The 24,447-nt window shown below is 32.2% G+C and carries 20 protein-coding genes; 15 read left to right on the plus strand and 5 right to left on the minus strand.

Translation table 11 applies throughout. The features are described 5' to 3' along the window. Nucleotide 1 precedes the first annotated feature (1 nt). Genes ACUSJC_RS09985 through nqrF form a run of 3 tightly spaced genes read left to right on the plus strand, consistent with a single transcriptional unit; the run spans nucleotide 2 to nucleotide 2,748 of the window. Complete coding sequence (locus ACUSJC_RS09985; protein ID WP_449269430.1) at nucleotides 2-679, plus strand: NADH:ubiquinone reductase (Na(+)-transporting) subunit D; 678 nt, start codon at nucleotides 2-4, stop codon at nucleotides 677-679. 3 nt (nucleotides 680-682) lie between these two features. Then, nucleotides 683-1,432, plus strand: a complete 750-nt coding sequence (gene nqrE / locus ACUSJC_RS09990; RefSeq protein WP_449269431.1) for an NADH:ubiquinone reductase (Na(+)-transporting) subunit E — start codon at nucleotides 683-685, stop codon at nucleotides 1,430-1,432. A 2-nt stretch (nucleotides 1,433-1,434) separates the two neighbouring features. Continuing rightward, nucleotides 1,435-2,748, plus strand: coding sequence for an NADH:ubiquinone reductase (Na(+)-transporting) subunit F (gene nqrF / locus ACUSJC_RS09995; protein WP_449269432.1), 1,314 nt, complete (start codon nucleotides 1,435-1,437; stop codon nucleotides 2,746-2,748). Between the two features lie 65 nt (nucleotides 2,749-2,813). Here the strand turns inward: nqrF and ACUSJC_RS10000 are convergent, their stop codons facing one another. Beyond that, nucleotides 2,814-3,059: a hypothetical protein gene (locus ACUSJC_RS10000; protein ID WP_449269433.1), complete on the minus strand. Its 246-nt coding sequence runs from the start codon at nucleotides 3,057-3,059 to the stop codon at nucleotides 2,814-2,816. A gap of 299 nt (nucleotides 3,060-3,358) precedes the next feature. Further along, nucleotides 3,359-3,865 (minus strand): helix-turn-helix domain-containing protein, encoded by a 507-nt coding sequence (locus ACUSJC_RS10005; RefSeq protein WP_449269434.1) that lies wholly within the window; start codon nucleotides 3,863-3,865, stop codon nucleotides 3,359-3,361. Nucleotides 3,866-4,158: 293 nt separating this feature from the next. On the opposite strand from ACUSJC_RS10005, the gene ACUSJC_RS10010 reads away from it, so the two are divergent. The 10 genes from ACUSJC_RS10010 (at nucleotide 4,159) to ACUSJC_RS10055 (ending at nucleotide 20,364) form a co-directional block, all read left to right on the plus strand. Then, complete coding sequence (locus tag ACUSJC_RS10010; protein ID WP_449269435.1) at nucleotides 4,159-4,584, plus strand: T9SS type A sorting domain-containing protein; 426 nt, start codon at nucleotides 4,159-4,161, stop codon at nucleotides 4,582-4,584. Between the two features lie 9 nt (nucleotides 4,585-4,593). Beyond that, the gene (locus ACUSJC_RS10015; RefSeq protein WP_449269436.1) at nucleotides 4,594-11,511 is read left to right on the plus strand and encodes an FG-GAP-like repeat-containing protein; all 6,918 of its coding nucleotides are present in this window, start codon (nucleotides 4,594-4,596) and stop codon (nucleotides 11,509-11,511) included. A gap of 15 nt (nucleotides 11,512-11,526) precedes the next feature. Then, nucleotides 11,527-11,883 carry a hypothetical protein gene (locus ACUSJC_RS10020; RefSeq protein WP_449269437.1) on the plus strand — a complete coding sequence of 119 codons (357 nt, stop codon included), beginning with the start codon at nucleotides 11,527-11,529 and terminating at the stop codon, nucleotides 11,881-11,883. Between the two features lie 309 nt (nucleotides 11,884-12,192). Then, a complete protein-coding gene (locus tag ACUSJC_RS10025; protein ID WP_449269438.1) occupies nucleotides 12,193-12,465 on the plus strand; it encodes a hypothetical protein in 273 nt (90 codons plus the stop codon). 21 nt (nucleotides 12,466-12,486) lie between these two features. Beyond that, the gene (locus tag ACUSJC_RS10030; protein ID WP_449269439.1) at nucleotides 12,487-13,305 is read left to right on the plus strand and encodes a hypothetical protein; all 819 of its coding nucleotides are present in this window, start codon (nucleotides 12,487-12,489) and stop codon (nucleotides 13,303-13,305) included. Between the two features lie 18 nt (nucleotides 13,306-13,323). Next, nucleotides 13,324-17,145, plus strand: coding sequence for a T9SS type B sorting domain-containing protein (locus ACUSJC_RS10035; RefSeq protein ID WP_449269440.1), 3,822 nt, complete (start codon nucleotides 13,324-13,326; stop codon nucleotides 17,143-17,145). Nucleotides 17,146-17,342: 197 nt separating this feature from the next. Next, on the plus strand, nucleotides 17,343-17,813 hold the full coding sequence (locus ACUSJC_RS10040; RefSeq protein WP_449269441.1) for a hypothetical protein: 471 nt from the start codon (nucleotides 17,343-17,345) through the stop codon (nucleotides 17,811-17,813). Nucleotides 17,814-18,375: 562 nt separating this feature from the next. Continuing rightward, nucleotides 18,376-18,996 carry a hypothetical protein gene (locus ACUSJC_RS10045; RefSeq protein ID WP_449269442.1) on the plus strand — a complete coding sequence of 207 codons (621 nt, stop codon included), beginning with the start codon at nucleotides 18,376-18,378 and terminating at the stop codon, nucleotides 18,994-18,996. Then, the gene (locus ACUSJC_RS10050; protein ID WP_449269443.1) at nucleotides 18,993-19,373 is read left to right on the plus strand and encodes a Na(+)-translocating NADH-quinone reductase subunit F; all 381 of its coding nucleotides are present in this window, start codon (nucleotides 18,993-18,995) and stop codon (nucleotides 19,371-19,373) included. Before ACUSJC_RS10045 ends, ACUSJC_RS10050 begins: the two co-directional genes overlap by 4 nt. Continuing rightward, complete coding sequence (locus ACUSJC_RS10055) at nucleotides 19,348-20,364, plus strand: FAD:protein FMN transferase (RefSeq protein WP_449269444.1); 1,017 nt, start codon at nucleotides 19,348-19,350, stop codon at nucleotides 20,362-20,364. The genes ACUSJC_RS10050 and ACUSJC_RS10055 overlap by 26 nt, the downstream gene beginning before the upstream one ends. A 71-nt stretch (nucleotides 20,365-20,435) precedes the next feature. On the opposite strand, the gene ACUSJC_RS10060 is transcribed toward ACUSJC_RS10055, so the two are convergent. Genes ACUSJC_RS10060 through map form a run of 3 tightly spaced genes read right to left on the minus strand, consistent with a single transcriptional unit; the run spans nucleotide 20,436 to nucleotide 22,490 of the window. Beyond that, the gene (locus ACUSJC_RS10060) at nucleotides 20,436-21,206 is read right to left on the minus strand and encodes a class I SAM-dependent methyltransferase (RefSeq protein WP_449269445.1); all 771 of its coding nucleotides are present in this window, start codon (nucleotides 21,204-21,206) and stop codon (nucleotides 20,436-20,438) included. Between the two features lie 43 nt (nucleotides 21,207-21,249). Beyond that, nucleotides 21,250-21,627, minus strand: coding sequence for a GxxExxY protein (locus ACUSJC_RS10065; protein ID WP_449269446.1), 378 nt, complete (start codon nucleotides 21,625-21,627; stop codon nucleotides 21,250-21,252). Nucleotides 21,628-21,671: 44 nt separating this feature from the next. Further along, nucleotides 21,672-22,490 carry a type I methionyl aminopeptidase gene (map, locus tag ACUSJC_RS10070; RefSeq protein ID WP_449269447.1) on the minus strand — a complete coding sequence of 273 codons (819 nt, stop codon included), beginning with the start codon at nucleotides 22,488-22,490 and terminating at the stop codon, nucleotides 21,672-21,674. Nucleotides 22,491-22,694: 204 nt separating this feature from the next. Between map and ACUSJC_RS10075 the strand changes: the two genes are divergently transcribed. Both ACUSJC_RS10075 and ACUSJC_RS10080 read left to right on the plus strand, forming a co-directional pair. Beyond that, nucleotides 22,695-23,960, plus strand: coding sequence for an acetyl-CoA hydrolase/transferase family protein (locus ACUSJC_RS10075; RefSeq protein ID WP_449269448.1), 1,266 nt, complete (start codon nucleotides 22,695-22,697; stop codon nucleotides 23,958-23,960). Between the two features lie 93 nt (nucleotides 23,961-24,053). After that, nucleotides 24,054-24,416 carry an RNA recognition motif domain-containing protein gene (locus ACUSJC_RS10080; protein ID WP_449269449.1) on the plus strand — a complete coding sequence of 121 codons (363 nt, stop codon included), beginning with the start codon at nucleotides 24,054-24,056 and terminating at the stop codon, nucleotides 24,414-24,416. Nucleotides 24,417-24,447 lie beyond the last annotated feature (31 nt).

The following is a 24,447-nucleotide window of genomic DNA, read 5'->3' on the forward strand; positions in this document are numbered from 1 at the left end:
TATGGCAGATACACAAAAAACAGAAAAAGAGCCATTGTTCTCCAAAAAGAATTTAGGGCTTGTAAAGGATCCTTTGTTTGATAATAACCCTATTACAGTTCAAGTATTAGGTATTTGTTCTGCATTAGCGATTACTGCCGAATTGAAAGCTTCTATCATCATGGCTTTGTCGGTAATTTTCGTTACCGCTATGGGTAATATGGTTATTTCATTAATGCGTAATATTATTCCTAATTCAATTCGTATTATTACTCAGTTAGTAGTTGCTGCGGCTTTGGTAATTATTGTGGATTTAACGTTAAAAGCTTATGTTCCGGATTTAGCGAAAAAATTATCAGTATTCGTAGGATTGATTATTACTAACTGTATTATCATGGGACGTTTTGAGGCTTTCGCTTTGGGAAACACACCTTGGAAATCATTCCTAGATGGTATTGGTAACGGTGCCGGTTACGGATTGATTTTGATTACAGTTGGATTTTTCCGTGAATTATTAGGTTCCGGAAAATTATTCGGATTTGAAGTGTTAGGTAATCCAGTTGATAAAACTGGTTTATATGCAATTGGATACGAAAATAACGGTTTCATGTTGTTAGCGCCAATGGCCTTAATTACATTAGGATTGATTATTGGATTCCAACGTTCTAGAAACAAAAGTTTAATTGAAGAAACACACTAAGAAATGGAATTATTACAATTATTTTTAAAGTCAATTTTTATTGATAATATGGTATTCGCTACATTCTTAGGAATGTGTTCTTACTTAGCGGTTTCTAAAAAAGTATCTACTGCTGTAGGTCTTGGTGCTGCGGTAATCTTCGTTATGTTAGTAACGGTACCATTAAACTATTTATTAGATCAATATTTACTTCGTCCGGGAGCTTTAGCTTGGTTAGGAGAAGAATATGCAGAATACGATTTAAGCTTCTTAACTTTCATTTTATTTATTGCTACAATTGCTACAATGGTACAGTTAGTAGAAATGATTGTTGAAAAATTTGCACCTGCTTTATATAACTCTTTAGGTATCTTCTTACCGTTGATTGCTGTAAACTGTGCTATCTTAGGAGGTTCACTATTCATGCAACAAAGAGAATTCGGGAACATTGTAGAAGCAACTGTTTATGGAGTTGGTTCAGGTATCGGATGGTTTTTAGCAATTTTAGCTATCGCTGCTATTCGTGAAAAAATCAGATATTCAAACGTTCCGCCGGCATTCCGTGGATTAGGTATTACATTTATCTTAACCGGATTAATGGCTATCGGGTTCATGTCTTTTGGTGGTATGTTAACAGGTGGTGACGAAGCTCCTAAAAAGGAGGTAGTAGAAAACGTTGCTCCGGTTAAAGAAGAATTACCTGTTGAAGTGACTCCGGATTCTACTGTTGTAGAAACTGTAAAAGATTCATTAACTGAAATAGCACAAAATTAATTATGATAGCATTAGAAGTAAGTACTGCGGGATTAATTACAACAACCGTAATCGCATTTTTAGTTTTATTATTGGTTTTGGTTGCTGTTATTTTGTTTGCAAAAGCAAAATTAGTTCCTTCAGGACCAGTAAAAATTACAATTAATAAAGAAAACGAAATTGAAGTAGGTTCAGGAGCTTCTCTTTTATCTACTTTAGGAGGGTCAAAAATTTTCTTACCATCAGCTTGCGGTGGTGGTGGAACTTGTATCCAATGTAAATGTAAAGTCCTTTCAGGTGGTGGTGAAGCATTGCCAACAGAAACACCTCATTTTAACAGAAGGGAGCTTGCAGAAGGATGGCGTTTAGGATGTCAAGTGAAAGTAAAAGGAGATATGGTAATTGAAGTACCGGAAGAAATTTTCGGTATCAAAAAATTCCAAGCTAAAGTTCACTCTAACTACAACGTAGCATCATTTATCAAAGAATTCGTAGTAGAATTACCAGATGATATGCACTACGAACCGGGAGGATATATCCAAATTGAGATTCCGCCATGTGAAATCAAATATACTGATATTGACATTTCAGCTCACCCGATTGAACACCCGGGAGAACCGGATAAATTCCAATTAGAATGGGATAAATTCGGACTATGGCCTTTAATTATGAAAAATACGGAGAGTGTAGAAAGAGCCTATTCAATGGCTTCTTACCCTGCAGAAGGTCGTAAAATTATGTTAAATGTACGTGTCGCTACTCCGCCATGGGATAGAAATATCAACGGATGGATGAAAGTAAATCCGGGAATTGCATCTTCATATATTTTCTCAAGAAAACCAGGTGACCCTGTAACCGTTTCTGGTCCTTATGGTGAATTTTTCATCAACGAGTCTGATGCTGAAATGGTGTACATCGGTGGTGGTGCAGGTATGGCGCCAATGCGTTCTCATTTATACCATTTGTTCCGTACAGTTAAAACAGGAAGAAAAGTTACCTATTGGTACGGTGGACGTTCTAAACGTGAATTATTCTATGTAGATCACTTCAGAGCTTTAGAGAAAGATTTTCCTAACTTTAAATTCCATATTGCATTATCTGAACCGTTACCGGAAGATAATTGGAAAGTTAAAGACGGACCAAACGGAGAAGGAGACGGTTTCGTAGGATTCATTCACAATGTAGTTATCGACAACCATTTGAAATTACATGAATCGCCGGAAGATATCGAATTCTATTTCTGTGGACCACCAATGATGAACAACGCAGTTGTAAAAATGTGTGACGATTGGGGTGTGCCAAAAGAAAATGTTCGTTTCGACGACTTCGGAGGGTAATCCAATTCAAAATAAAAGTAAAAAACCGTTCCGTTATCGGAACGGTTTTTTTAGTTTTTACTTTTTTATAACATAGCTTTATGTGCCGTTACAGCAGCAATAAAAACATCTATTTCATCAAGTTGTTTTATCACTCGTTCAAGATCTAATTCTTTTTCTAATAAAGCGACAGCTCCATAACTTTCTTTGCGGTTTTCAAGTAAAAACTTTTTATACTCCAGACGCACTTTTCGTTTTTCCTCGGACTCTTTCGTGGTTCCTTCAGGAAGTACTGCTAAAACGGTAATTACAGCGTCAATTTCAGCAATCACACCTTGTAAGATTGCATCAATTTCTACAGCGGTAGAACTGTAATTAGCTACTAAGCGCTCTTCAGAAAGTTTTTTGAACGTTAAATCAGCTTTTTCTTTTTAGCCATAGTCAACAACACATCGCAGTCTGCAATTGTTGTTATGTTTGTTACTGAATACATAATTTATAATATTTTAAGTTATGTTTTATAACAAACAATTTAAATACCATAATGTATTGAAAATGCACACTTTAAATGAAGTTTAACAGAAAGAATTAAACTTAGGTTAAAGTAATACTAAGACAAGGTTTTGTGTCGTTATAATAGTTTTTTCAGTAGTTGTTCCTCTTCTTGTTTTAATGCTTCTATTTTTAATTTCAGTTTTAGGATTATTTTAGAAGTGTTACGAGGGTTAAATTGTTTACTCTTGTGTTCTAAGATAGTAATGAACTCCGGTTGAGTAGTCTCTTTTTCTTTTTTGAGAAATTCTATTAAATATAGTAAAGCTTCATTTTTAGCTACTTTAGTGAGTATTTGTTGAATTTTCTTTTCATTTATAATCTGTTTATTCTTGTTCTCTAGCAATAGCTCATGGATTATTTTTTTGTAGTCTTCCGAATTTATGGTTTCAGAATGTAATGACAAAGTATTTTTAGAGGCATCATGGACTGCCTTTAGCATTTCACTTAGTTTTATTTTAGCCTGTACGGGTAAATCTCGTTTGCCAATTTCATATAGAGATAATTGGCTACGACTAATATGAAGTAGTTGAGCCAGTTCCATTTGAGTAATTCCTAATGTCCTGCTAATAGAATTTTTGACCATATAGTATACTTGAATTATAGTATGAGCAAATTAGTAAATAAAATTATTTTGCTACACTTTTCGCAGCAATTTTTTTTGAAATATTTTTTTGCTACAACTAATGCAGCATTTTAAACAAAATATATTTTTTTCTACATAAAATTTTATATTATGTTTTATTTTTTTTATTTATTATAATTAAATAGATTTTTTATGAAAAAAATAAATTTTATTTGTAATCTAATGTTTTATAAAATACTTTTGCAGGAAATTTATAAACTATGAGATTTATTTTATTTTTCACTTTTTTTGTGGTGTCAATCACTGTTAGCGCACAAAATCCTGATAGAATTAGATTTGGATATGATTCAGCAGGGAATCAAATATTGAGGACTTTATGTCTAGGGTGTGACGACTCAAGACAGTCTAATGAAAATGTTAAAGAATTTTCAGATTTAGAAGACGATGATTTATTGAAATTTAATCCCGGTGATTTAATATCGTATTATCCTAATCCTGTAAAAGAACAACTCTATTTAAATTGGAAAGTTTTAGGGGATAATTACGTGAAAAGCATAAAGATCTTCTCTTCAAATGGACAGTTACTAAATACTATTGAAAGTAGTAAGCTTGAAAGTTCAAAGATTATTTCTTTTAACAATTATCCTGTTGGTAATTATTTCATTTTAATTATTTATTCCAACAATGAGAATACTTCGATAACAATCATAAAAAAATAAAAATAAGCTTTGAAAAAAATATTTTTTACAATCGTCTTTATAACAAGCATCAATGCTTTATTTTCCCAAGAAGATATAAGAAAAGGAATTCCTGTTGAAGATTTAATTCCTATAAAAAGAGAAAGTATTGAATTAGAGAAGTCTAATAATTTGGCGACTAATAAAGTTCTTGAAAGTCAGAATACGGAAACTATCCAGCCAACAGGTTCTTCTGAAGAAGTCGGAGTAACCAAAGGAGAGTTGTCCGTATCACTAAGTGGCGGAGCAAAATATGATATTCCATTTTTAGTTCCTCCAGGAATAAGAAATATTGAGCCAAAATTATCAATCAGTTATAATAGCCAATCAGGTAATGATATTGCCGGTTATGGTTGGAATATTAATGGTATATCATCTATAACAAGAATTCCATCGACAATTTACCACGATGGTATTAATAGAGAAGTTAAGTTTGACATATTAGATAGGTTTGCTTTGGACGGACAAAGACTATTATTGAAAAATCAAGGAGATGTTTATGGGGGTGATGGAGTAGAGTATCAAACTGAAAATTACAGTAATTTAAAAATTACGTCTTACGGGACTACAGCATATGGACCACAATATTTTATTGTTGAATTTCCAGATGGAACAAAAGCTTATTACGGAAATACTCCAAACTCATATTCTAAGTCAGAATGGGGAATAACTTATATGACTGATCCACTTGAGGTGAAAGTTAATTATGAATATTATAATCAAGATAATAAGTTGTTTATAAAAAAAATAAAATATGGAGCACAGGGGGCAAATGCTCAAATTAATGATATTGAGTTCATATATAAAAATAGGAACAGAGTTGAAAAAGCTTATGTAAATGGAGAGGAAGTTAGAATAACTCTAATATTAAGTGAGGTTAAAATTAAGTCCAATAACGTAGGTTTTAGAAATTACGTTTTAGAACATAATTTAACATCTTTAGGGTATGAAAGACTGGTTAAAATAACAGAAAAAACAGGAGATAATTCGAAAAGTTTAAACCCGACAGTTTTTGGATATAATGACACATCAGAACAAGTAATGATGAACCCAAATGGGACTTCATTAAACATGAGTAATATTAATTATATGACATCTTCAACGATTACTGGCGATTTTGATGGTGACGGGAATCAAGATATAATTTTATATCCTACAGCGGGAACTGATGCTAGAAAGAAATATTATTATTTTAATAATATTACAACTTCTGGGCTAAATATAGGAGTAGAGCATAATGTTGGTTCTTTTATAGATATTATGCCTATAAATTGGCTGAGCCTTTATGGAGGAAATGGAAAATTAATGCCAGATCAAGGATGGGTTATAATTAAAAAGTCTAATGCTACAACTTCTTTTAATTGTTATTCTAGTGGCTCTACCAATCCTATTTATTATCAATATAACGTTAATTTTGATTTTCCTAAAGCAGTTTTTGCATATTTTAAGTACCCATGCGGAAGCTTACTGAAAGAAACAAATAATACTGATTCTAATATTGTTATCCCGGAAGACCCAGTCGACCCTAATCCAACATGGGTTTCAATAGAAAATGAAATCCCTAAAACATACATAAATGGAGATTTTAATGGAGATGGGTTGTCTGATTTAATTGCGATAGAAAAAGGGGTATCTTTTCAGTATCAAAATTATTGTTCAACGTATACCTATAATTACCCTGCAGGAAAAACTTATTTTGTAAATTTAGATAGAAGATTAACCTCAGGTCAAGTTTCTTATTCTGGTAATATAAGCATAACAGATCTGAGTCAAATATATGTGGCAGATTTTAATGGAGATCAGAAATCTGATTTATTCATTTTTGAAGAAGGTGGAGTTAAAATATATACTTTGAATGAAAACAATACCTTTATACTTTTAAAAAATTATTCAAATTCAAATATTTCGCTTACAAGACCCATTTTGTTAGGAGATTACAACGGTGATGGGAAAACAGATTTTATTATTCCAAATGATTATGGAACAAACTATTCTAAGTTTTTGTCAAATGGCATTTCATTTATAAAATCATCTGAAGTGTATTCCTTTTATTATTACGAAAGTGCAATATATCCTGGTAGTGGGAACACTGTCGACCTTTCACATTTAATTCCTTTTGATTTTAATGGTGATGGAAAAACAGATATGGTTAGAGTGCATAATGGAGCCAATGATTATTATGGAGCAATAAGTGTAGAATACCATAAAAATACAGGAGATGGTTTTGTTTCTGGAGCAACATCATATATAGACTATACACCTTTGATAAAACAATATGCAATTCCAGTAGTTTTAAATCATGATAAAGCGAATCCAAATTCAGAATTAAGTTTTGTTACCAACGGTTCAATATTTAACTTTAGGTATAATAAAAGTAATACTGAAGACATCCTTTTAAGAAATGTAACACTTGGGAATGGTGTAAAAGAGAAAATATATTATTCACCATTGAACTCCTTATGTGAGGATAATCTTAGTTGTGATACTGATTACGGAGCTAATGCCTATGTAGAAGATTTTCCTAATTTTGATGTTTTAACTTCTACTCAATTTAAGCTGGTTTCTAAAATTGAAAAAGAAAGTTTCAATAGCTTCAAAACAAAAGAATTTAAATATTTTGGAGCTGTTACTAATTTTCAAGGTAAAGGTTTTCAGGGGTTTAGGGCTATGGCAAATACAGATTGGTTCGAAGAAAATCAAACAAAAATAAATAATGTAACAAAGTTTGATTTGAATAAAAGGGGAGCCATCAGAGAAAGTTATAGTGTTGTAGGGGAATTTCCGAATGGTTTTGATTTTAATAGTTATTCTCCAACAAGTTTTATCCAAAAAAGTATATACACTTATACTGATGAATTATTACCAAATTTAGTCTATAAAATTAAAAATGATAGTTCTATAAGTTATAATGGATTGAATAATACTTCAAAAGAAGTTAATTCTACTTACGATCAATACAATAATCTCTTAACAGCAACTACTTTATATAAAAGTGGAACAACAGTAGAAAAAGAGGAATTAGCAACTATTGACTATTTACCTTTAGAAACAACTCCATATTATGTACTTGGAAAAATTGATAATGAAAATTATTCATCAACATACAATGGAGACACCTTTACAAGTGAAATAAAATATCATTATAATCCCCTTAATCAAATTTCAAAAATTGAGAAGAAAGGGCATTTAACAAATTATATTACAGAAGATTTTAATTATGATAGTTTTGGTAATGTAGAAGAAAAAACTGTTACAGCGGTAGGTTTAACACCTAGAGTTTATAATTATACTTATGATTCTACAGGAAGATTTTTATTGACATCAACGGATCTTGAAGGATTGATAACAACTTATAATTATGATAATTCTACGGGTTTACTTTTATCAGAAGAATTGCCATCTAACTCAGGATATCCTTTAACTACTTATTATACTTATGATAAATGGGGGAAAATGACTAAGCTGACTGATTATCTAGGAAATGAGACTAATTATAATTATTCATGGCTAAATATTGCTGAAAGTGGTTATTATATGGTTAGTGCAATTGGAGATGATGATTCTTTTAGCATGGCATATTATGATGATTCAGATAGAAAAATAATTGAAGCTTATAGAACAATAAATGATGCCTCTAGTTCGGAATCAAATTTATCTTTTAAATCTTATGAGTATAATATTTATAATCAAATTGTTAAAGAATATGAGCCAGAATTAGCATTACCTGACTTTAGCGGGCTTTATACAGGAATAGAATATGATTTGTATAAAAGACCAATTAAGATTTCAGAACCAGGCGGGAAGATAACAACTATTATATACAATGGTCTTACAACAAGTACCAGTGATGGTGTTTCTAATTCTTCAATCACAAAAAATTCTGCGGGATATATTGTATCAAAGACAGATAATGGAGGAACAATTAATTATCAGCATTATGCAAATGGTAATTTAAAGCAATCTACTTTAGGAAATGTAACATTAAATCTAGAGCAGGACGGATGGGGAAGAAGAAATAAACTTATAGATCCTAGTGCCGGTGAATATATTTATGAATATAATGAATTTGGTGAAACCACAAGAGTGATTACTCCAAAAGGAGAAACAACTTATGTGTTAGATGACTTCGGAAAATTAACTGAAAAAACAATCATAGGGTCAAATGGTGACCCCACAAATACAAAAACTACGTATACTTATAATTCAACAACAAAATTGTTGACAAATACAAGGTTTGATGATTTTACAGGAGGATTTTACACATTGTATTCATTTGGTTATGATAATTATAAAAGATTAAATTTTTCAGATGAAAGTGGTTTTAATGCGTATTTTCAAAGAGCTACATTTTTTGATTCATTTGGAAGGCCAGAAAGAGAGCTATATGCTGCTGTAAATACTACTGACAATAAAAGTTCTATCAGATGGGTTAGAAATACGTATAAGAATGGTTTTCATTGGCAAATTTTAGATAACGGAACTGATTATAGTGCAGAAACTAATCAAGTTCTTTGGCAAAGTAGTAAAGTTGATGCAAAAGGACATCTTATAAAAGGACTTTATGGGAATAATGTAGAAGTTAATAACACATACGATCAATACGGTTTTCCTACACAATTCAAATATGGGATTTCTAATGGGGTTTCGCTAAGTAATTTATTAACTTTAGATACAGAATTTGATTCTGAAAGAGGCAATTTGAATAATCGTTACAATAGCATGTTCGAATATGAAGAAAATTTTACCTATGACGATTTAGATAGGCTAATCACCTCTAGTAAAGAAGATTTGATGAGTACTTTTACATTCGATACAACCACTGAAGGATTTTTACCAACATCAAATGATGTGAGTTTAAGTTTAAGTACTACTATTTTTACATCAAAATTAAGTGTAACTACAACTGCTAATTTTGAAGGGACACAGAAACTAATTAGTAGTAATGCTAACATAGGGGAAATATTTAAAATCGAAGGAGAAGCATCTTTAAATGTGCCTAGAGGACAATTAACATCCAATTATATAAAATATTCTATAATAGAAAGAGATCCCGTAACAGGAAATACTAATGAAGTATTTTATATTGGTCAAAATGCTTTTTCTTTTCAACATACTGTATCACAGTATTCAGAAATATATCTAAAAATTGTAGCAGGAGATGACTTTTCTACACCTTCTTCAATTATATTTACTGTAGATAACGTCAAAGTGTCTCAAGTAAAAACATCTTCCCAAACGTATGATACTTTAGGAAGAATAGATCAAAATGAAATAGGAACGTATAATTATACAGATAATTCGAAGCCCTATCAGAATACGTCTATAGATGTGAATAGTGAATCGTTAGATTATTATTTAACAAGAAATAATCTAAATGTAACATATAACGCCTTTAAAAGCCCAATAGATATAATAGAGGAGGGGAAAGACAAATTAAGTTTTATCTATAATATGAATAATGGACGTTCTACTATGTATTATGGGAGTAATGACTCCGATAAATTACTGCGACCATTTAGAAAACATTATTCTATTGATGGCAGCATGGAAATAAAACAAAATATTCAAAATGGCACAGTAGAATTTATCACTTATATAGGAGGTAGTGCATATTCTGCTCCTGTTGTATTAAAAAGTGACGGAACAACTCAAGAATATTTATATTTGCATAGAGACTATTTAAATAGTATTGTTGCAATAACTGATCAAAATGCAAATGTTATAGAAAAAAGAATTTTTGATGCTTGGGGAAATATAATCAAAGTTCAGGATGGAAATGGGAATGATTTAGATAAGTTAACTGTTTTGGAAAGAGGATACACCGGGCACGAACATTTACAAGGGGTTAATCTTATACACATGAACGGAAGATTGTATGACCCTATAGTTCACCGTTTTTTACAGCCTGATAATTATATACAAGATCCATATAACACACAAAATTACAACAGATACAGCTATGTTTTAAATAATCCTTTAAAATATGTAGATTTTAGCGGGGAACAGACTGTTGATGGAGTTGATCAAGATGGGATGACTAATACGGAACAAACAGCTCTTGGATCAGCAATTAGTACCCTTGCAGCAAACTGGGATAAATGGCGCATAAAAGATTTCTTTAATGATAATGTAAGTAATGGATTCAAAGATGCAGGAAATTGGTTGACAGATAATTTAAAATCCGTAAACGGATGGTTTGATAGAAATTTAACTTCAATAGGTAATGATATAAGTGATTGGCTATTTGGAAAAGAACCAGAGGCAAAAACCATTGGAGTTCCACAATTTAACCAAGTACAAAGTGTAAATGGTTGGCAGAATAGTGGTTTTCAAGGTGGTGGGAATAATTATTTGGCATCTCAATGGAGTAATATATTAAACATGTCTACCGACGCAAGTACAAGATTGAATTATTACTTTGATAGAAATCTTAAAATCTATTCACAAATGACAAATCCTGCAGAATATGCTATGTCAAGATATCATTTACAACAAGCAACTAGGGCACAATTGTCCGACATTGGAAAGGCCTTTTCTGAGATAATGAAATCTTCTTCAGATCAATTAAATACTGCAAAACAATACGCTTCAAACTGGTGGAAACCAAGTGGGAATTTAAGAGGAGGGAAACTTCCAGCACGGATAATTAAATATGGTGGTCGTGCAGCTGTTCCATTAACTGCAATTTTGTCTGTTCACAATGTTTATAATGCTGAAAATAAAGGTTTAGCTTTGACAAAAGAAATTGGAGGTTGGGCTGGAGCCTATGAAGGTGCAGCTGCAGGAGCATTTTACGGTTCATTTGTAGGACCATGGGGAACTGTAATTGGAGGATTTGTTGGTGGAGTAGCTGGTTATTGGGTTGGTTCAAATGCTGGGGAAATTATATATAATAGTGTTTCACCTTAATAAAATGATATTGTAATGGAAAATAAAAATTCAATATTAGCTTTAATAAATTCACATATAAGTTGTAAATATTCATCAGATGAAATTGAAGAGATAAGACGTGTAAAGGTTTTAAAATCAAATAAATTTTCATTTATAAAAAGATTTACAATTATTAAGTTAATATTTATGTCAAATGATTGGATTAATTTGGGAGAAGGGTATATTGAATTCTACACTTTAATAAATATAAAAAAGGGTACAATTAATTTGGTTGGGTTAATGCTTGAAGTAGAAGACAACTATAGAAATGAAAAGCTGATTTTTAATAAGGAAATTAATAAAATTATTTGTTTTTTGTTGAAAAATAAATATAATCTAATTTGGAAATAGTACTTATTTTTAGTTACAAAATATGTAAATTCAAATGGAAGAACAATTAGGTGGTTTCATGATACTTTTGATAAAACTGATAGGTTTATTCATAGAGGATGGTTAGAAGGAAGTACTAAAGTTCATTTGTGGTGGAATGGGATTAAGCAATATGGAGATGATTTTTTTGAAATGTTTAGATAGTCTTTATTATGATAAAAATTGAATTTAATACAATAAAAGATATCCTTTTAGAAATAAAAAAAACATAATTATAATAGAAATTTTGCCTCTTTAATAGGTATTTCATATACTGTTGATGAGACAAAAATGGGAGATTACATTTTTAAATTTAATGAAATTAATTTAGGGAAGTACTATTTCTTATTTTATTATTTTGATATAGAAGTTTTAAAGCTATCAAATGAGGACTTTAAAATATTAATTGACGATATTTTATTATTAACTCTTGAAAAAATGACACCTTTAGGAGTAAAAAGAATGTTATATAGAAAAGAGTTATATAAGTTACAGAAAAAATATGAAAACGGAGTTATTTCTGAACAGAAATATAGTAAACAAGTAGAAAAAAATTTATTATAATTATACTATAAAAATTTTAATATGAAAAAAATAATTTTAATAGTAATAACTTTTATTGCATTATCATGTAGTGGTGACGATACAAGTGCAGAGGTTGTTAATCAACCTATAAACGAACCGGAGGTTCCAACTCCTACATTTATAATTAACGCAGTTGTAGAGAGTTCTTCTGTAAATGTAGACGAAGCATTTACGATAACCATTACTAGTGAAGAAAATATGGCTGGCATATTGTTTTCATACGATAACTTTATGACAGAGTTTGGACAGTATACCAATTACGGAACGTCTAAAGAATTAAATTTCACCTTAGATGAAATAGGCGTTACTACTATTTATTTTAAGGCAATGAATGAGAACAATGTATATAGTCAAGTAAAAAGCGTAGATATTCTTGTCAATAGAGGGAATGCGGTTAAAATTACAGGGTTTCAGGTAATTTCTTTTAATGGAATTGACACTACTTGGGATCCGGAGTATCCATCAACTAATCCCGATCATTTAGCGGATGTTTTCTTTGGGTTTCATAAAACTACCATAGGCAATCCATTTTATGGAACGTATAGTTATCATTATTGGTATCAATCTGTAGTGAAACAAAATCAAGGCGATTTGACATGGGATTTAACTAACGAGAATCTGTACATTAAACCGGAAAAGACAATTAGAATGGGGTTAGCCGATAGCGATGGAGATATTGGTCAAGATTTAATGATGGGACCACCCGACTATCGTGATTTTAATCTTAGTGCTTATACGACTACTATGCCAAATACCGTTACCTTGACATACCCTGAAATAAATTTACAATTTGTGGTTTCTATTGAATGGCCTAATTAATTGAATAAAAACGGCTAAATGAAATTAAAATTTACAATAGTATTGTTGTTATCAGTATTGGCTTCTTTTGCACAAGGAGAAGCCAATAATTGGTATTTTGGACAAAACGCTGGTGTAACTTTTAATAGCGGAGTACCTATTGCCTTAACGGATAGTGCTATGCAAACCCTAGAAGGTTGCGCAACATTATCTGATGCCTCCGGTCAGTTGCTTTTTTACACTGACGGAATGACTATTTATAATCGCAATCATCAAGTTATGCTAAATGGTAGCGGTTTGTTAGGAAATGAATCTTCCACACAATCGGGTACCATAGTTCCTTTACCAGGTTCCTCTAATCTGTTCTATGTTTTTACACTTGATCAAATGTCAAATGCAAATGGTTTTAGGTATTCAATAATTGATCTTAACTTAGATGGAGGTTATGGAGGTGTTATAACAAAAAACATGTTGATTTATACACCATCGTGCGAGAAATTAACCGTCGTAAAACATGCTAATGAAACTGATTTCTGGATAATTACACACGCTTTTGGAAGTAATACATTCTATAGTCATTTGTTAACTGGTTCGGGATTAAATACTTCTCCTATTCAAAGTAGTTTGGGGTATGTACCTGCATTAGCAAGTAATGGTTCTAATAAGAATGGTTCCGCAGGAGCTATGAAAATATCGCCTACAGGTCAAAAATTAGCAGTTTGCTATACTCAGAGTTATTATTATGATGAAAACTATTTGGAATTATATGATTTCAATAGAAATTCAGGAGTAATCTCTAATTATCAAACGTTAATGCATTATTCTGTAGGTCGTATTTATGGAGTAGAATTTTCACCTTCGGAAAACGCTTTATATGTTTCGTCAAATAATCCCGAATTTTTATACCAATTTGATCTGACTAGTGCAAATATCCCCAGTTCGATAGTTACTTTATATCAGACTAGTTTATACCCTACACCGTATTATCCCAGAGCGTTACAACTTGGGCCAGATGGTAAAATATATTGTGCTATGGGAAGTAACCCTTATTTAGGCTGTATTAATGATCCTGATGTAATAGGGACTGGGTGTAATTTTGTTCCTAATCAAGTTGATTTGTTAGGAAGAAGTCCTGCTTTAGGACTACCGGTTTTTAATCAATCTTATTTTGCTACTGCTATCCAATTTCAAAATGCTTGCGTCGGAGAGTCCGTTCAATTTCAGTTGAGTAATTCCTCTGTAACAAGTGCTACTTGGGATTTTGGTGACGGTAGTGGTTCTACAGATTTAATACCAAACCATATTTATACTAGTCCGGGAATTTATTCAGTAGCTGTTACTGCTGCTAGTAGTTACGGGACAGGAGTAACAACCAGAGACATCATTATTTCCGAGATACCCACAGCAACACAACCACTAAATATAGTTGAATGTGATGATAATAACGATGGTTTTTACAATTTTAATCTTACCTCAAAAACAGCAGCCATTCTAAGCGGACAAGATGATACACAATTTAATGTCCGTTATTTTTCAGGCGCAAGTGAAATTACTACTCCGACAAGTTACCCAAATGTAGCGGCTTATACCGCAGAAACCATAACTGCTGAAGTATATAATGTGGATAATGGAAATTGTACAGCAACAACCACTTTCGAAATTCAGGTTTTTGAAAGTCCGATTCCGGGAACGAATATTCAACCCATAACAAAGTGTGATAATATAAGTTTTGGAACGGATGCAGATGGGAGAGTTGTTTTTGATTTAACAGAAAGGCAAAATGCTATTTTGAATGGACAATCAACAGCCACTTTTACCGTAGAATATTACACAGATAGTGCATTAACAAATCTAATCACGACTCCAACTAATTATGTAAACACAGTTAATGTAGAAACCATTTATATAAAAGTTTACAATACCCAAAACCCAGATTGTTTTGCTACGACGTCTTTTCAGATAGAAGTATTTAGTTTACCGGTTGTGAATACTCCGGTTGTTTTAAAACAATGTGATGACGATAATGATGGTTTTAGCAAATTTAACCTTACTGAAGCGATTGAACTAATTAGTAATGATTCAACGTTAACCTATACGTTCTATGAAACACTACCGTTAGCCGATAGTGCTTCAAACCCTATTACGGATACGATTGCATATGAAAATCAAATAGTGAGTAATGATGCGGTGTATGTAAGAGTAGAAAACGCAAACGGATGCTATCGGGTAGTTACCTTAAATTTAGTAGTTTCAACCACTTTAATTTCAAGCAGTATCCAACAACATTTTTATGTGTGCGATGATACCGTTTCCGGTTCCAATACAGATGGGATAGCTACTTTTGATTTTAGTAGTGTAAATAGTGTGATTCAGGCACAATATCCGGCAGGGCAATTGCTGGAAACAACCTATTATAGAAATCTCGCTGATGCTTTGGCAGAACAAAATAGGATAAACGATATATCCAACTACACCAATATAGGTTATCCGGCGACTCAGGATATTTATGTACGTGTGGATAGTCAGGTGAATAATGAATGTTTAGGTTTAGGACATCATGTGACGTTGCATGTGGAGCCTCTTCCCATAGTTCAACCGCTACATTATACACATTGTGATGATGATCAAGACGGACAATTTGATTTCAATACGACTAACTTAGAAAGTGAATTGCTAAATGGATTAACCAATGTAACCGTTTCTTATTTTAATTCAGCAGGAAATCCAGTATCTATGACCAATCCTTTTACTACTGCCACACAAACGTTAACAGTAAGAGTAACCAATACTACAGCTACTGCGTGTTTTTATGACACAACGATAACATTTACTGTTGATGATCTGCCACAAGCCTTTCCCATTCCTGATAATTTAATTAAAGTTTGTGACGACGAAACCGTTCCTAATTTTCAAGACGGGCAATTTGCTTTTGATACTTCCAATTTTCAAAATATTATTTTGGGAACTCAAACAGGAATGACGGTCAATTATTATGATGAAAACGGAAATGCATTGACTAGTCCGTTACCGGATCCTTTTATCACGAGTACACAAAATGTTTTGGTTGAAGTAGTAAATTCAGTTAACACAAGCTGTGTTGCAACAACGACATTAGCATTTGAAGTATACCCATTGCCAAGGATTGATCTTAATGGAGAAGAATTAGTGTGTAGTAATGATCCAACTTTTACTAAAACGATCAATGCAGGTCTATTGGACGAAACATTGCAAAATAATTATAATTACAATTGGTATCTGGATGGAGGATTGATAACGGGAGAAAATAATTATGAGCTAACAGTTAACGCAGAAGGAATTTATACTGCTGATGTTATTAGTACTGATGGTTGCACTGTGACAAGAACAATTCAGGTAAATGCTTCGAACATTGCTGCAATTCAGAATATTGATATTGTAGAACTATCGGATAATAATTCTATACTTGTTAATGTAAGCGGGGTAGGAGATTACGATTACAGTTTAGACAATGAATATTATCAAGAATCAAATTCCTTTTATAATTTGGAACCCGGAATATATACAGTCTATGTTCGTGATCAAAATGGATGTGGAACAGTTACCGAAGGTGTTTCAATTCTGGGAATTCCTAATTTCTTTACACCAAATGGAGACGGATACAATGATACTTGGAATATAAAAGGAGCTAATACTTATTTTAATGCACAAACGATCATTTATATTTTCGATAGATACGGAAAATTAATCCAACAGATAAGTCCTTTAGGAAACGGATGGGATGGTACTTTTAACGGAAAACTTATGCCTTCTTCTGATTATTGGTATTCTATGGAGTTGGAAAATGGGAGATTAGTTAAAGGACATTTTAGTTTGAAGCGATAGTCCGAAATTCTATTTCTGTGGACCACCAATGATGAACAACGCAGTTGTAAAAATGTGTGACGATTGGGGTGTGCCAAAAGAAAATGTTCGTTTCGATGACTTCGGAGGGTAATCCAATTCAAAATAAAAGTAAAAGACCGTTCCGTTATCGGAACGGTTTTTTTTATTATAAATAGCATAATTCTTATTTTTGTGTTATGAAGAAAAGTATTTTATTTCAAGAAAAAATTGATAATCATCAAAAAAAATCAATAGTTCCGCATATATTTATATTCTTATTTTTTGGAATGCTGATTTTTAGCATGATTTTAGATTCTTCTAATAAAAAAAACGAAACTATAGCTTTTGGAATTTTGGGTATTGTTCTAATAGCAATCTTCTTTATTTATACGCAAATTAATTATTGTAAATTAATGAATAGCGCTATAAAGGAGATGTCTATAATTGATGATAGAATATTAATAAAAACATTTTCTATAAAGTTATTTTCTTTATACACTTTTAAGGAAATTGAAGTGATTTTAAATTTTAAAGTAACTAAAATAGTAAAGGTTGATTTTCCTATGAAGGGATTTGATGAATTTAAAGGAAATTGCTTTAAGATTGTTGGTGTAAAAGGAGAAGAATTTGATATTGAAAAAAATATTTTTTTTGGAAGCTATCTTTAATTTAATTCTTCGAAAATTTAAAAGTGAACAAATTGCCCTCACATCTTATTGTTTATACAAATTTCAATTATTATTTTTTTAGGGATATTAAATAATAAAATGACATGATAGTGTTTATAAAAAATGTCAATCTTGTAATTACGAGAGAAACTTTACAAAGTGTAATTTAAAAGACATCTGTTCAAAAGTTCATCTTTTAGGTTTTTCCTTTTTTGGAGGAATTAAATATTATACTTTTAGGGAAGTTTTAGTCTCTTTAGGAATAAAAAAAACAGGCTTTATTGGGTGAATGTACAGTATGTAAAACTATTTGTGGGATATGCCCAAATTGTAAAATTACTTTGAGTGAAAAAGAAATAAGAAATGAAAAATGTCAGAACTGTGGAAAAAAATTTTATACGTGTGTATGATTCTGTATTTTAAAAGGGTTTGATTTTTGTTGGGTAATTGGAAATAGTTTTTGTTTTATAAGTAGTATAATTCTTATTTTTTTGTTATAAAGAAAATAAGTTTGCTTTTTTTACTTTTATTTTTTTACTCTTGTAAAGAAGAAAATAATGGTGTGAAATTAGAGATTCTTACTAATGAATTTGTTTGTTATTCAGGGGATGATTATGAATTTTTTTCTGAGGAATATCAAAAAAAATATATAACTAAATATAAATATAAGGTTACGAATAATTCGGATCATAAATATGTATTTAATCTTGGTTATGGATCAAGTTTTTTCTTTAAAAGAAAAGAATATTTCAATAGAAAAGATATTTTAGTTTTTAGTTCAGAAAATGATAGTTTAGAAGTCTATAGTAGAATAATAAGTTATATCGATAAAGACTGTAAAGAAAATTATTATAATTATATAGAACGTAATTTAGGTGAAAGATTTTTAAATATTGAAAAGAGTAAATTATTCAAAGTAAATAATTTTAAATTGAATCCTGGAGAAACAAAATACATTGAAAATTATGTTATATTACCATTCGGTGATGATTATAATCATAATAGTGTAAAATTAAAAAAAGAAAAGAAATATTTTGTAAACGTTAAAGTTTGGAGTGACTCTACAAGTGTAAAAAAGTACTTTGATGATTCTGAATTGAAGACATTTAAAGAAAACGGCTATGAATTTTATCATGGTGTAATTAATTCAAAGAATAAAGTGCCTCTAAAAATGATGGAATGATTTATTTTTGCATCATGGAAGAACTCAGTTTACAAGAATTACATCAGATTGCGATGAACCATGTGGGGAAAGATTTAGAATCCAAAGGTTTTGAATTCATCGCTATTAACAGTCAATTGCGAAAACATCCTCAGTTTATTTGTGTCGATAAAACAAATACCTTGCATTTTGTAATGGTTCAAGTGGTAATGTATCCGGAAAATCCAAACGAGTACGATGTTATTTTTATGGAAACCTTCCTGAAACACGCTCAAGAGAAAAAAGCAAAAGTGTTGTTTGCCGGCGTTGGAATTGCTAATGCTTCTGATTTCGAATTGCCTATTTACAAAACCTCCGATTATATCATCAATTATGAAGGATTTAAAGTTTTACTATAGTCTTGTATTGGGACTTCTTTTTGTAAGTTGCCAACAACCTAAAGAAGACACTTTTTTTATGATCCAAGGCGAAGCACAAGGAAGTACCTATAGTATCAAATACATCGCTAAAGAAGAAATCATCAATAAAACGCAAATAGATTCAATATTAGATGCTTTTGATAATTCGCTTTCTACCTATAAGCCTACGTCAAAAATTGCTAAAATTAATAACGGAGATACTACAGTAGTAGTTGATAAATGGTTTACAGATACTTTTAAAGCTTCTCAAAAAATTTATGAAGAAACTAATGGACTATTTGATCCGACTATTGGGGTTTTAGTCAACGCTTATGGATTTGGTCCCGGTCATCAACATCATAATTTAACGCAGCAACAAATAGATAGCTTATTACAATATGTTGGTTTTTCTAAAGTAGAAATGAATTCCAACCAAACCATTCATAAAGATTTTCCGCAAACTTATTTCGATTTTAACGCTATTGCACAAGGCTATTCTGTTGATGTTACAGTCGATTATTTGAAGGCAAAAGGAATTCAAAATGCTATAGTGGAAATAGGAGGCGAATTGTTTGCTATGGGGAAAAATACCATTCAAAATAAAAATTGGGTAGTAGGAATTGACGATCCGCTACAAACAAAAGAAGAACGTAAATTAATAGCAACGATTGCCGTTGAAAACTTAGGAATGGCTACTTCCGGGAATTATAGAAAAGTGATTACTGATACAATTACCGGTGAAAAATTTGTACACACCATCAATCCTAAAACCGGAAAGCCGCAAAAAAGCAATGTGTTGAGTACAACAGTTCTGGCATCGTCATGCGTTATGGCTGATGGTTATGCTACTGCTTTTATGGTAATGAATTTAGAAGAAGGAAAGAAATTTATAAAAAGTCACCCCGATTTGTACGTAATGATTATGTATGCAGACGAAAATAATGAGTTACAAAGACTACAAACGGATAATTTTAAATTGCTTATAAAATAATTGTCACTTCGAGCGAAGTCGAGAAAGTCACATAATCGGAAAGATTGTTGTTTTTTGAGTGTTTTAAAAAACTATTTAAAAACTACCGGAATAATTTCGCCTTTAGCTAAACAAAAACGGTCTACTTCTTCCGGTGAAAGTTTTGCAGTATAATCAACTTCATCCACTATAAAACCTATGCTTCTTAGTTTGTCAAAATAATCTCTGCCATAAACACGCACATGGTCATATTGCCCGAATATTTTAGCTCGCTCTTTAGGATCGGTAATGCTGTCGTCAGTAAAAGTAGTTGCACGGTTTAAATCTTGCGGAATTTGGAAAATGCCCCATCCGTCCGGCTTCATAACCCGATATAATTCTTGCATGGCTTTGGTGTCATCAGGAATATGTTCCAAAACGTGATTGCAAAAGATAATATCATACGAATTGTCTTCAAAAGGTAGATTACAGATATCGGCTTTGACATCGGCAAGCGGCGATAACAAATCGGTTGTTGTGTATTCTAAATTCGGCTGTTTTTTAAAACGCTTATAAAACTCTTGTTCGGGTGCAAAATGCAATACTTTCAACTTTTCTTTTGAAGTGAAAAAGTTAGTTTCCTTTTGCAAATACAACCACAACAAACGATGCCTTTCTAACGAAAGTGTACTTGGCGATAACACGTTGTTGCGTTGTGTCCCGTATCCGTAAGGTAAAAACATACGAAAGCTTTTTCCGTCAATAGGATCGGTAAAACGATTGCCTTTTAACAGAAAAGCTAAAACAGGTCGAACCACTATGCTTAAACGAATTAAGACAGGGCGTGGGATGGTGTTTAAAACAAGCTTGAATAATTTCTTCATTGTAGCATTACACAGAGTTAAGCAAAGAAAATACAGAGATTCGCTAAGTGTTTATAAATCTTTTAATATTGTTTTTTAAAATTTTAGAATCAAAATTCATAAGTAAACCTAAAGGAAAATTCCCTAATTTTAGATACGTTAAGATTTGAGCAGAATGAACATTAGTAAAATTCTCAACAGTTTTGAGTTCAATAACGATACAATCTTCCACTAACAAGTCTATCCTATACCCATGATCTAGTTTGATATCTTTATAAACAATAGGTAGCGGAACTTGTTTTTTAACATACAATCCAGCATTTACTAATTCAAAATAAAGACATTCTTCATAAGCAGATTCTAGAAGTCCAGGTCCTAAATTTTTATGGACTTCAATTGCAAGTCCAATTACTCTGTAAGATAGCTCGTTTAGTTTGTCCATGCTTTGTGGATCTCTGAGGTTGCTTAGTGTTTCTCTGTGGAAAATTACAAAACCAAAGGAACTTGTCTCAAACCGTCTTCTTCGTTGCTGGTAATTCCTAATGCTTCGTAGATGTAAGCAAAAGTGGAAAGTAATTCCGGTTTTCCGTCAACAATGGCTACATCATGTTCAAAGTGTGCACTTGGCTTTCCGTCAGCAGTAGTAATCGTCCAACCGTCTTTGTGTTGGCGGATGTTTTTGGTTCCCAAATTAATCATTGGCTCGATAGCCAAAACCATTCCGTTCACTAATTTTTTACCGCGACCACGTTTTCCATAATTAGGAACTTCCGGATCTTCGTGCATTTTTCTGCCTAAGCCGTGTCCGCACAATTCACGAACTACACCATAACCGTGTTTTTCGCAATATTGTTGAATAGCATATCCAATGTCTTCAACACGGTTTCCAACTTTGGTTTCTCTGATGCCAACGTATAATGATTCTTTAGTTACTTTTAAAAGTTCTTTAGTTTCAGGAGCAACTTCACCTACTTCAAAAGTGTAGGCGTGGTCTCCGTGAAAACCATTTTTATATGCACCGCAATCAACAGAGATAATATCTCCGTCTAATAAAGGAGTGTCATTCGGGATTCCGTGAACAATCTGAGTGTTTGGACTCATACATAAGGAATTAGGAAATCCGTACATGCCTAAAAATCCAGGCTCGGCGCCATGATCTCTGATGAACTCTTCAGCCAATTTATCTAAATATAATGTAGTAACACCGGGTTTAATTTCTTTGGCAATCATGCCTAATGTTTTAGAAACTATCAAAGCGCTTTCACGCATCAATTCGATTTCTTCTTTGGTTTTTAAAACAATCATTTTTTGAAAAAATTTAAAGTGCAAAAGTACAACATTTAATCTTTTTATAGTGTTTCGTTTACGACTTTTAAAAGAGCAAAATAGAATTCACTTTTCAAGTGTAATGAAAAAATAGTAAATTAACCGAACCAAAGCTTGAGAAAAGTCATTTTTAGACTCAAAATCTAGGACTACCTTTGTCAAAAATAAATAAAAAACAAAAATATGAGTAAGTATGTTTCCGCTGCTGAAGCCTTAAAAGTGGTTCAGTCGGGTAATAGAGTATATGTACAGGCTGCGGCTGCCACACCAACAGTCCTGACAAAAGCATTGGCCGATAGAGCTAGTGAATTACGTAATGTGGAAGTCTGTCATTTGCATACAGAAGGAGATGCCCCTTATTCAAATCCCGATTTGGCAGAAAGTTTTCACGTTAATTCTTTTTTTATTGGTGCCAATGTTCGACACACTATAGAGGCAGGGAACGGTTCCTATACACCGGTTTTTTTAAGTGAGCTACCTCATTTGTTTCGCAATAAAATTTTAAATATAGATGTCGCTTTAATTCACGTTTCCCCACCCGATAGTCATGGCTATTGTTCTTTAGGAGTTTCTGTAGAAGCAACGGTAGCAGCTATAGAAAATGCAAAATGTATTATAGCACAAGTAAATCCGAATATGCCGCGCACTTTTGGAGACGGAATTTTACACGTTACGGAAATTGATTATTTGGTAGAAGTGAATCTTCCTATTCATGCGCATGATGTTATCCCTTTTAGTAAAGAAGAAGAGAAAATAGGGGAGTACATTGCTTCCTTAATAGAAGACAAAAGTACATTGCAAATGGGAATTGGTTCTATTCCTAATGCCGCTTTAAGTAAATTGATTCATCACAAAGATTTAGGTTTGCATACCGAAATGTTTTCTGACGGTGTGATTGATCTGATTGAAAAGAATGTCATCAATTGCAATTACAAAGGTGTTTACCGAGGGCAAGCTTTGGCTACCTTTTTAGTGGGGTCTAAACGATTGTATGATTTTGTGGATGATAATCCTTTTTTAGTGATGAAAGAATCATCCATTGTAAACGATACGGCTTTTATTAGAAAAAACCCTAAAATGGTTGCTATCAATTCGGCTATTGAAGTAGATTTGACAGGACAAGTATGTGCCGATTCTATTGGAACACGAATGTATTCCGGAGTTGGAGGGCAAATGGATTTTATCAGAGGAGCTTCTTTAAGTGAAGGAGGAAAAGCAATTATAGCCTTACCTTCGGTAACCAAGAAAGGGGAAAGTCGAATTGTTCCCTTTTTAAAGCAAGGCGCCGGAGTGGTGACTACTCGTGCTCATGTTCATTATGTAATTACAGAACATGGAATTGCAGATTTGTATGGCAAAACCTTACAACAACGTGAAAAGGAATTGATTAAAATAGCACATCCAAACCACCAAGAAGCTGTAGAAAGAGCTTTTCATAATAAGAAATAGTTAAGAAATTTAAATATTTGAAAATAAATTAAATAAAAAAAGTAAAGGATAGGGATAAAAGATTACCTTTACTTCCAAAATAAAATTAATTCAATGAACATTTTTGTAGGAAGCCTTCCTTTCAACGTAGAGGAAGCAGATTTAAGAGAGTATTTCGAAGAATACGGAGAGGTAAGCTCTGTTAAAGTAATAACAGATAAGTTTACTGGGAAAAGTAAAGGTTTTGGCTTCGTGGAAATGCCTAGTGATGAGGCAGCTCAAAAAGCAATTGACGAACTTAACGGTGCTAAAATTGATGGACGTGCGATTGTTGTAAACAAATCTGAACCGAAACCACAAGGAGATAGAAAGCCTTTCAATAGAAATGGCGGAAACAGAGGTGGTTTCTCAAATTCAAGAGAAAATAACAGAGGAGGTTATAACTCAAGAGACAATAATAAAGGAGGACGTTACTAGTCTTCATAAAATATGAAATCCCGCATGGTGC

Source organism: Flavobacterium sp. U410 (assembly GCF_053570605.1).

Bases quoted from the DNA above. Each gene is read 5' to 3' on its own strand.
- ACUSJC_RS09985 (WP_449269430.1), top strand. From the start codon at position 2: ATGGCAGATACACAAAAAACAGAAAAAGAGCCATTGTTCTCCAAAAAG.
- nqrE (WP_449269431.1), top strand. From the start codon at position 683: ATGGAATTATTACAATTATTTTTAAAGTCAATTTTTATTGATAATATG.
- nqrF (WP_449269432.1), top strand. From the start codon at position 1,435: ATGATAGCATTAGAAGTAAGTACTGCGGGATTAATTACAACAACCGTA.
- ACUSJC_RS10005 (WP_449269434.1), bottom strand. From the start codon at position 3,865: ATGGTCAAAAATTCTATTAGCAGGACATTAGGAATTACTCAAATGGAA.
- ACUSJC_RS10020 (WP_449269437.1), top strand. From the start codon at position 11,527: ATGGAAAATAAAAATTCAATATTAGCTTTAATAAATTCACATATAAGT.
- ACUSJC_RS10025 (WP_449269438.1), top strand. From the start codon at position 12,193: ATGGGAGATTACATTTTTAAATTTAATGAAATTAATTTAGGGAAGTAC.
- ACUSJC_RS10030 (WP_449269439.1), top strand. From the start codon at position 12,487: ATGAAAAAAATAATTTTAATAGTAATAACTTTTATTGCATTATCATGT.
- ACUSJC_RS10035 (WP_449269440.1), top strand. From the start codon at position 13,324: ATGAAATTAAAATTTACAATAGTATTGTTGTTATCAGTATTGGCTTCT.
- ACUSJC_RS10040 (WP_449269441.1), top strand. From the start codon at position 17,343: ATGAAGAAAAGTATTTTATTTCAAGAAAAAATTGATAATCATCAAAAA.
- ACUSJC_RS10050 (WP_449269443.1), top strand. From the start codon at position 18,993: ATGATTTATTTTTGCATCATGGAAGAACTCAGTTTACAAGAATTACAT.
- ACUSJC_RS10055 (WP_449269444.1), top strand. From the start codon at position 19,348: ATGAAGGATTTAAAGTTTTACTATAGTCTTGTATTGGGACTTCTTTTT.
- ACUSJC_RS10060 (WP_449269445.1), bottom strand. From the start codon at position 21,206: ATGAAGAAATTATTCAAGCTTGTTTTAAACACCATCCCACGCCCTGTC.
- ACUSJC_RS10065 (WP_449269446.1), bottom strand. From the start codon at position 21,627: ATGGACAAACTAAACGAGCTATCTTACAGAGTAATTGGACTTGCAATT.
- map (WP_449269447.1), bottom strand. From the start codon at position 22,490: ATGATTGTTTTAAAAACCAAAGAAGAAATCGAATTGATGCGTGAAAGC.
- ACUSJC_RS10075 (WP_449269448.1), top strand. From the start codon at position 22,695: ATGAGTAAGTATGTTTCCGCTGCTGAAGCCTTAAAAGTGGTTCAGTCG.
- ACUSJC_RS10080 (WP_449269449.1), top strand. From the start codon at position 24,054: ATGAACATTTTTGTAGGAAGCCTTCCTTTCAACGTAGAGGAAGCAGAT.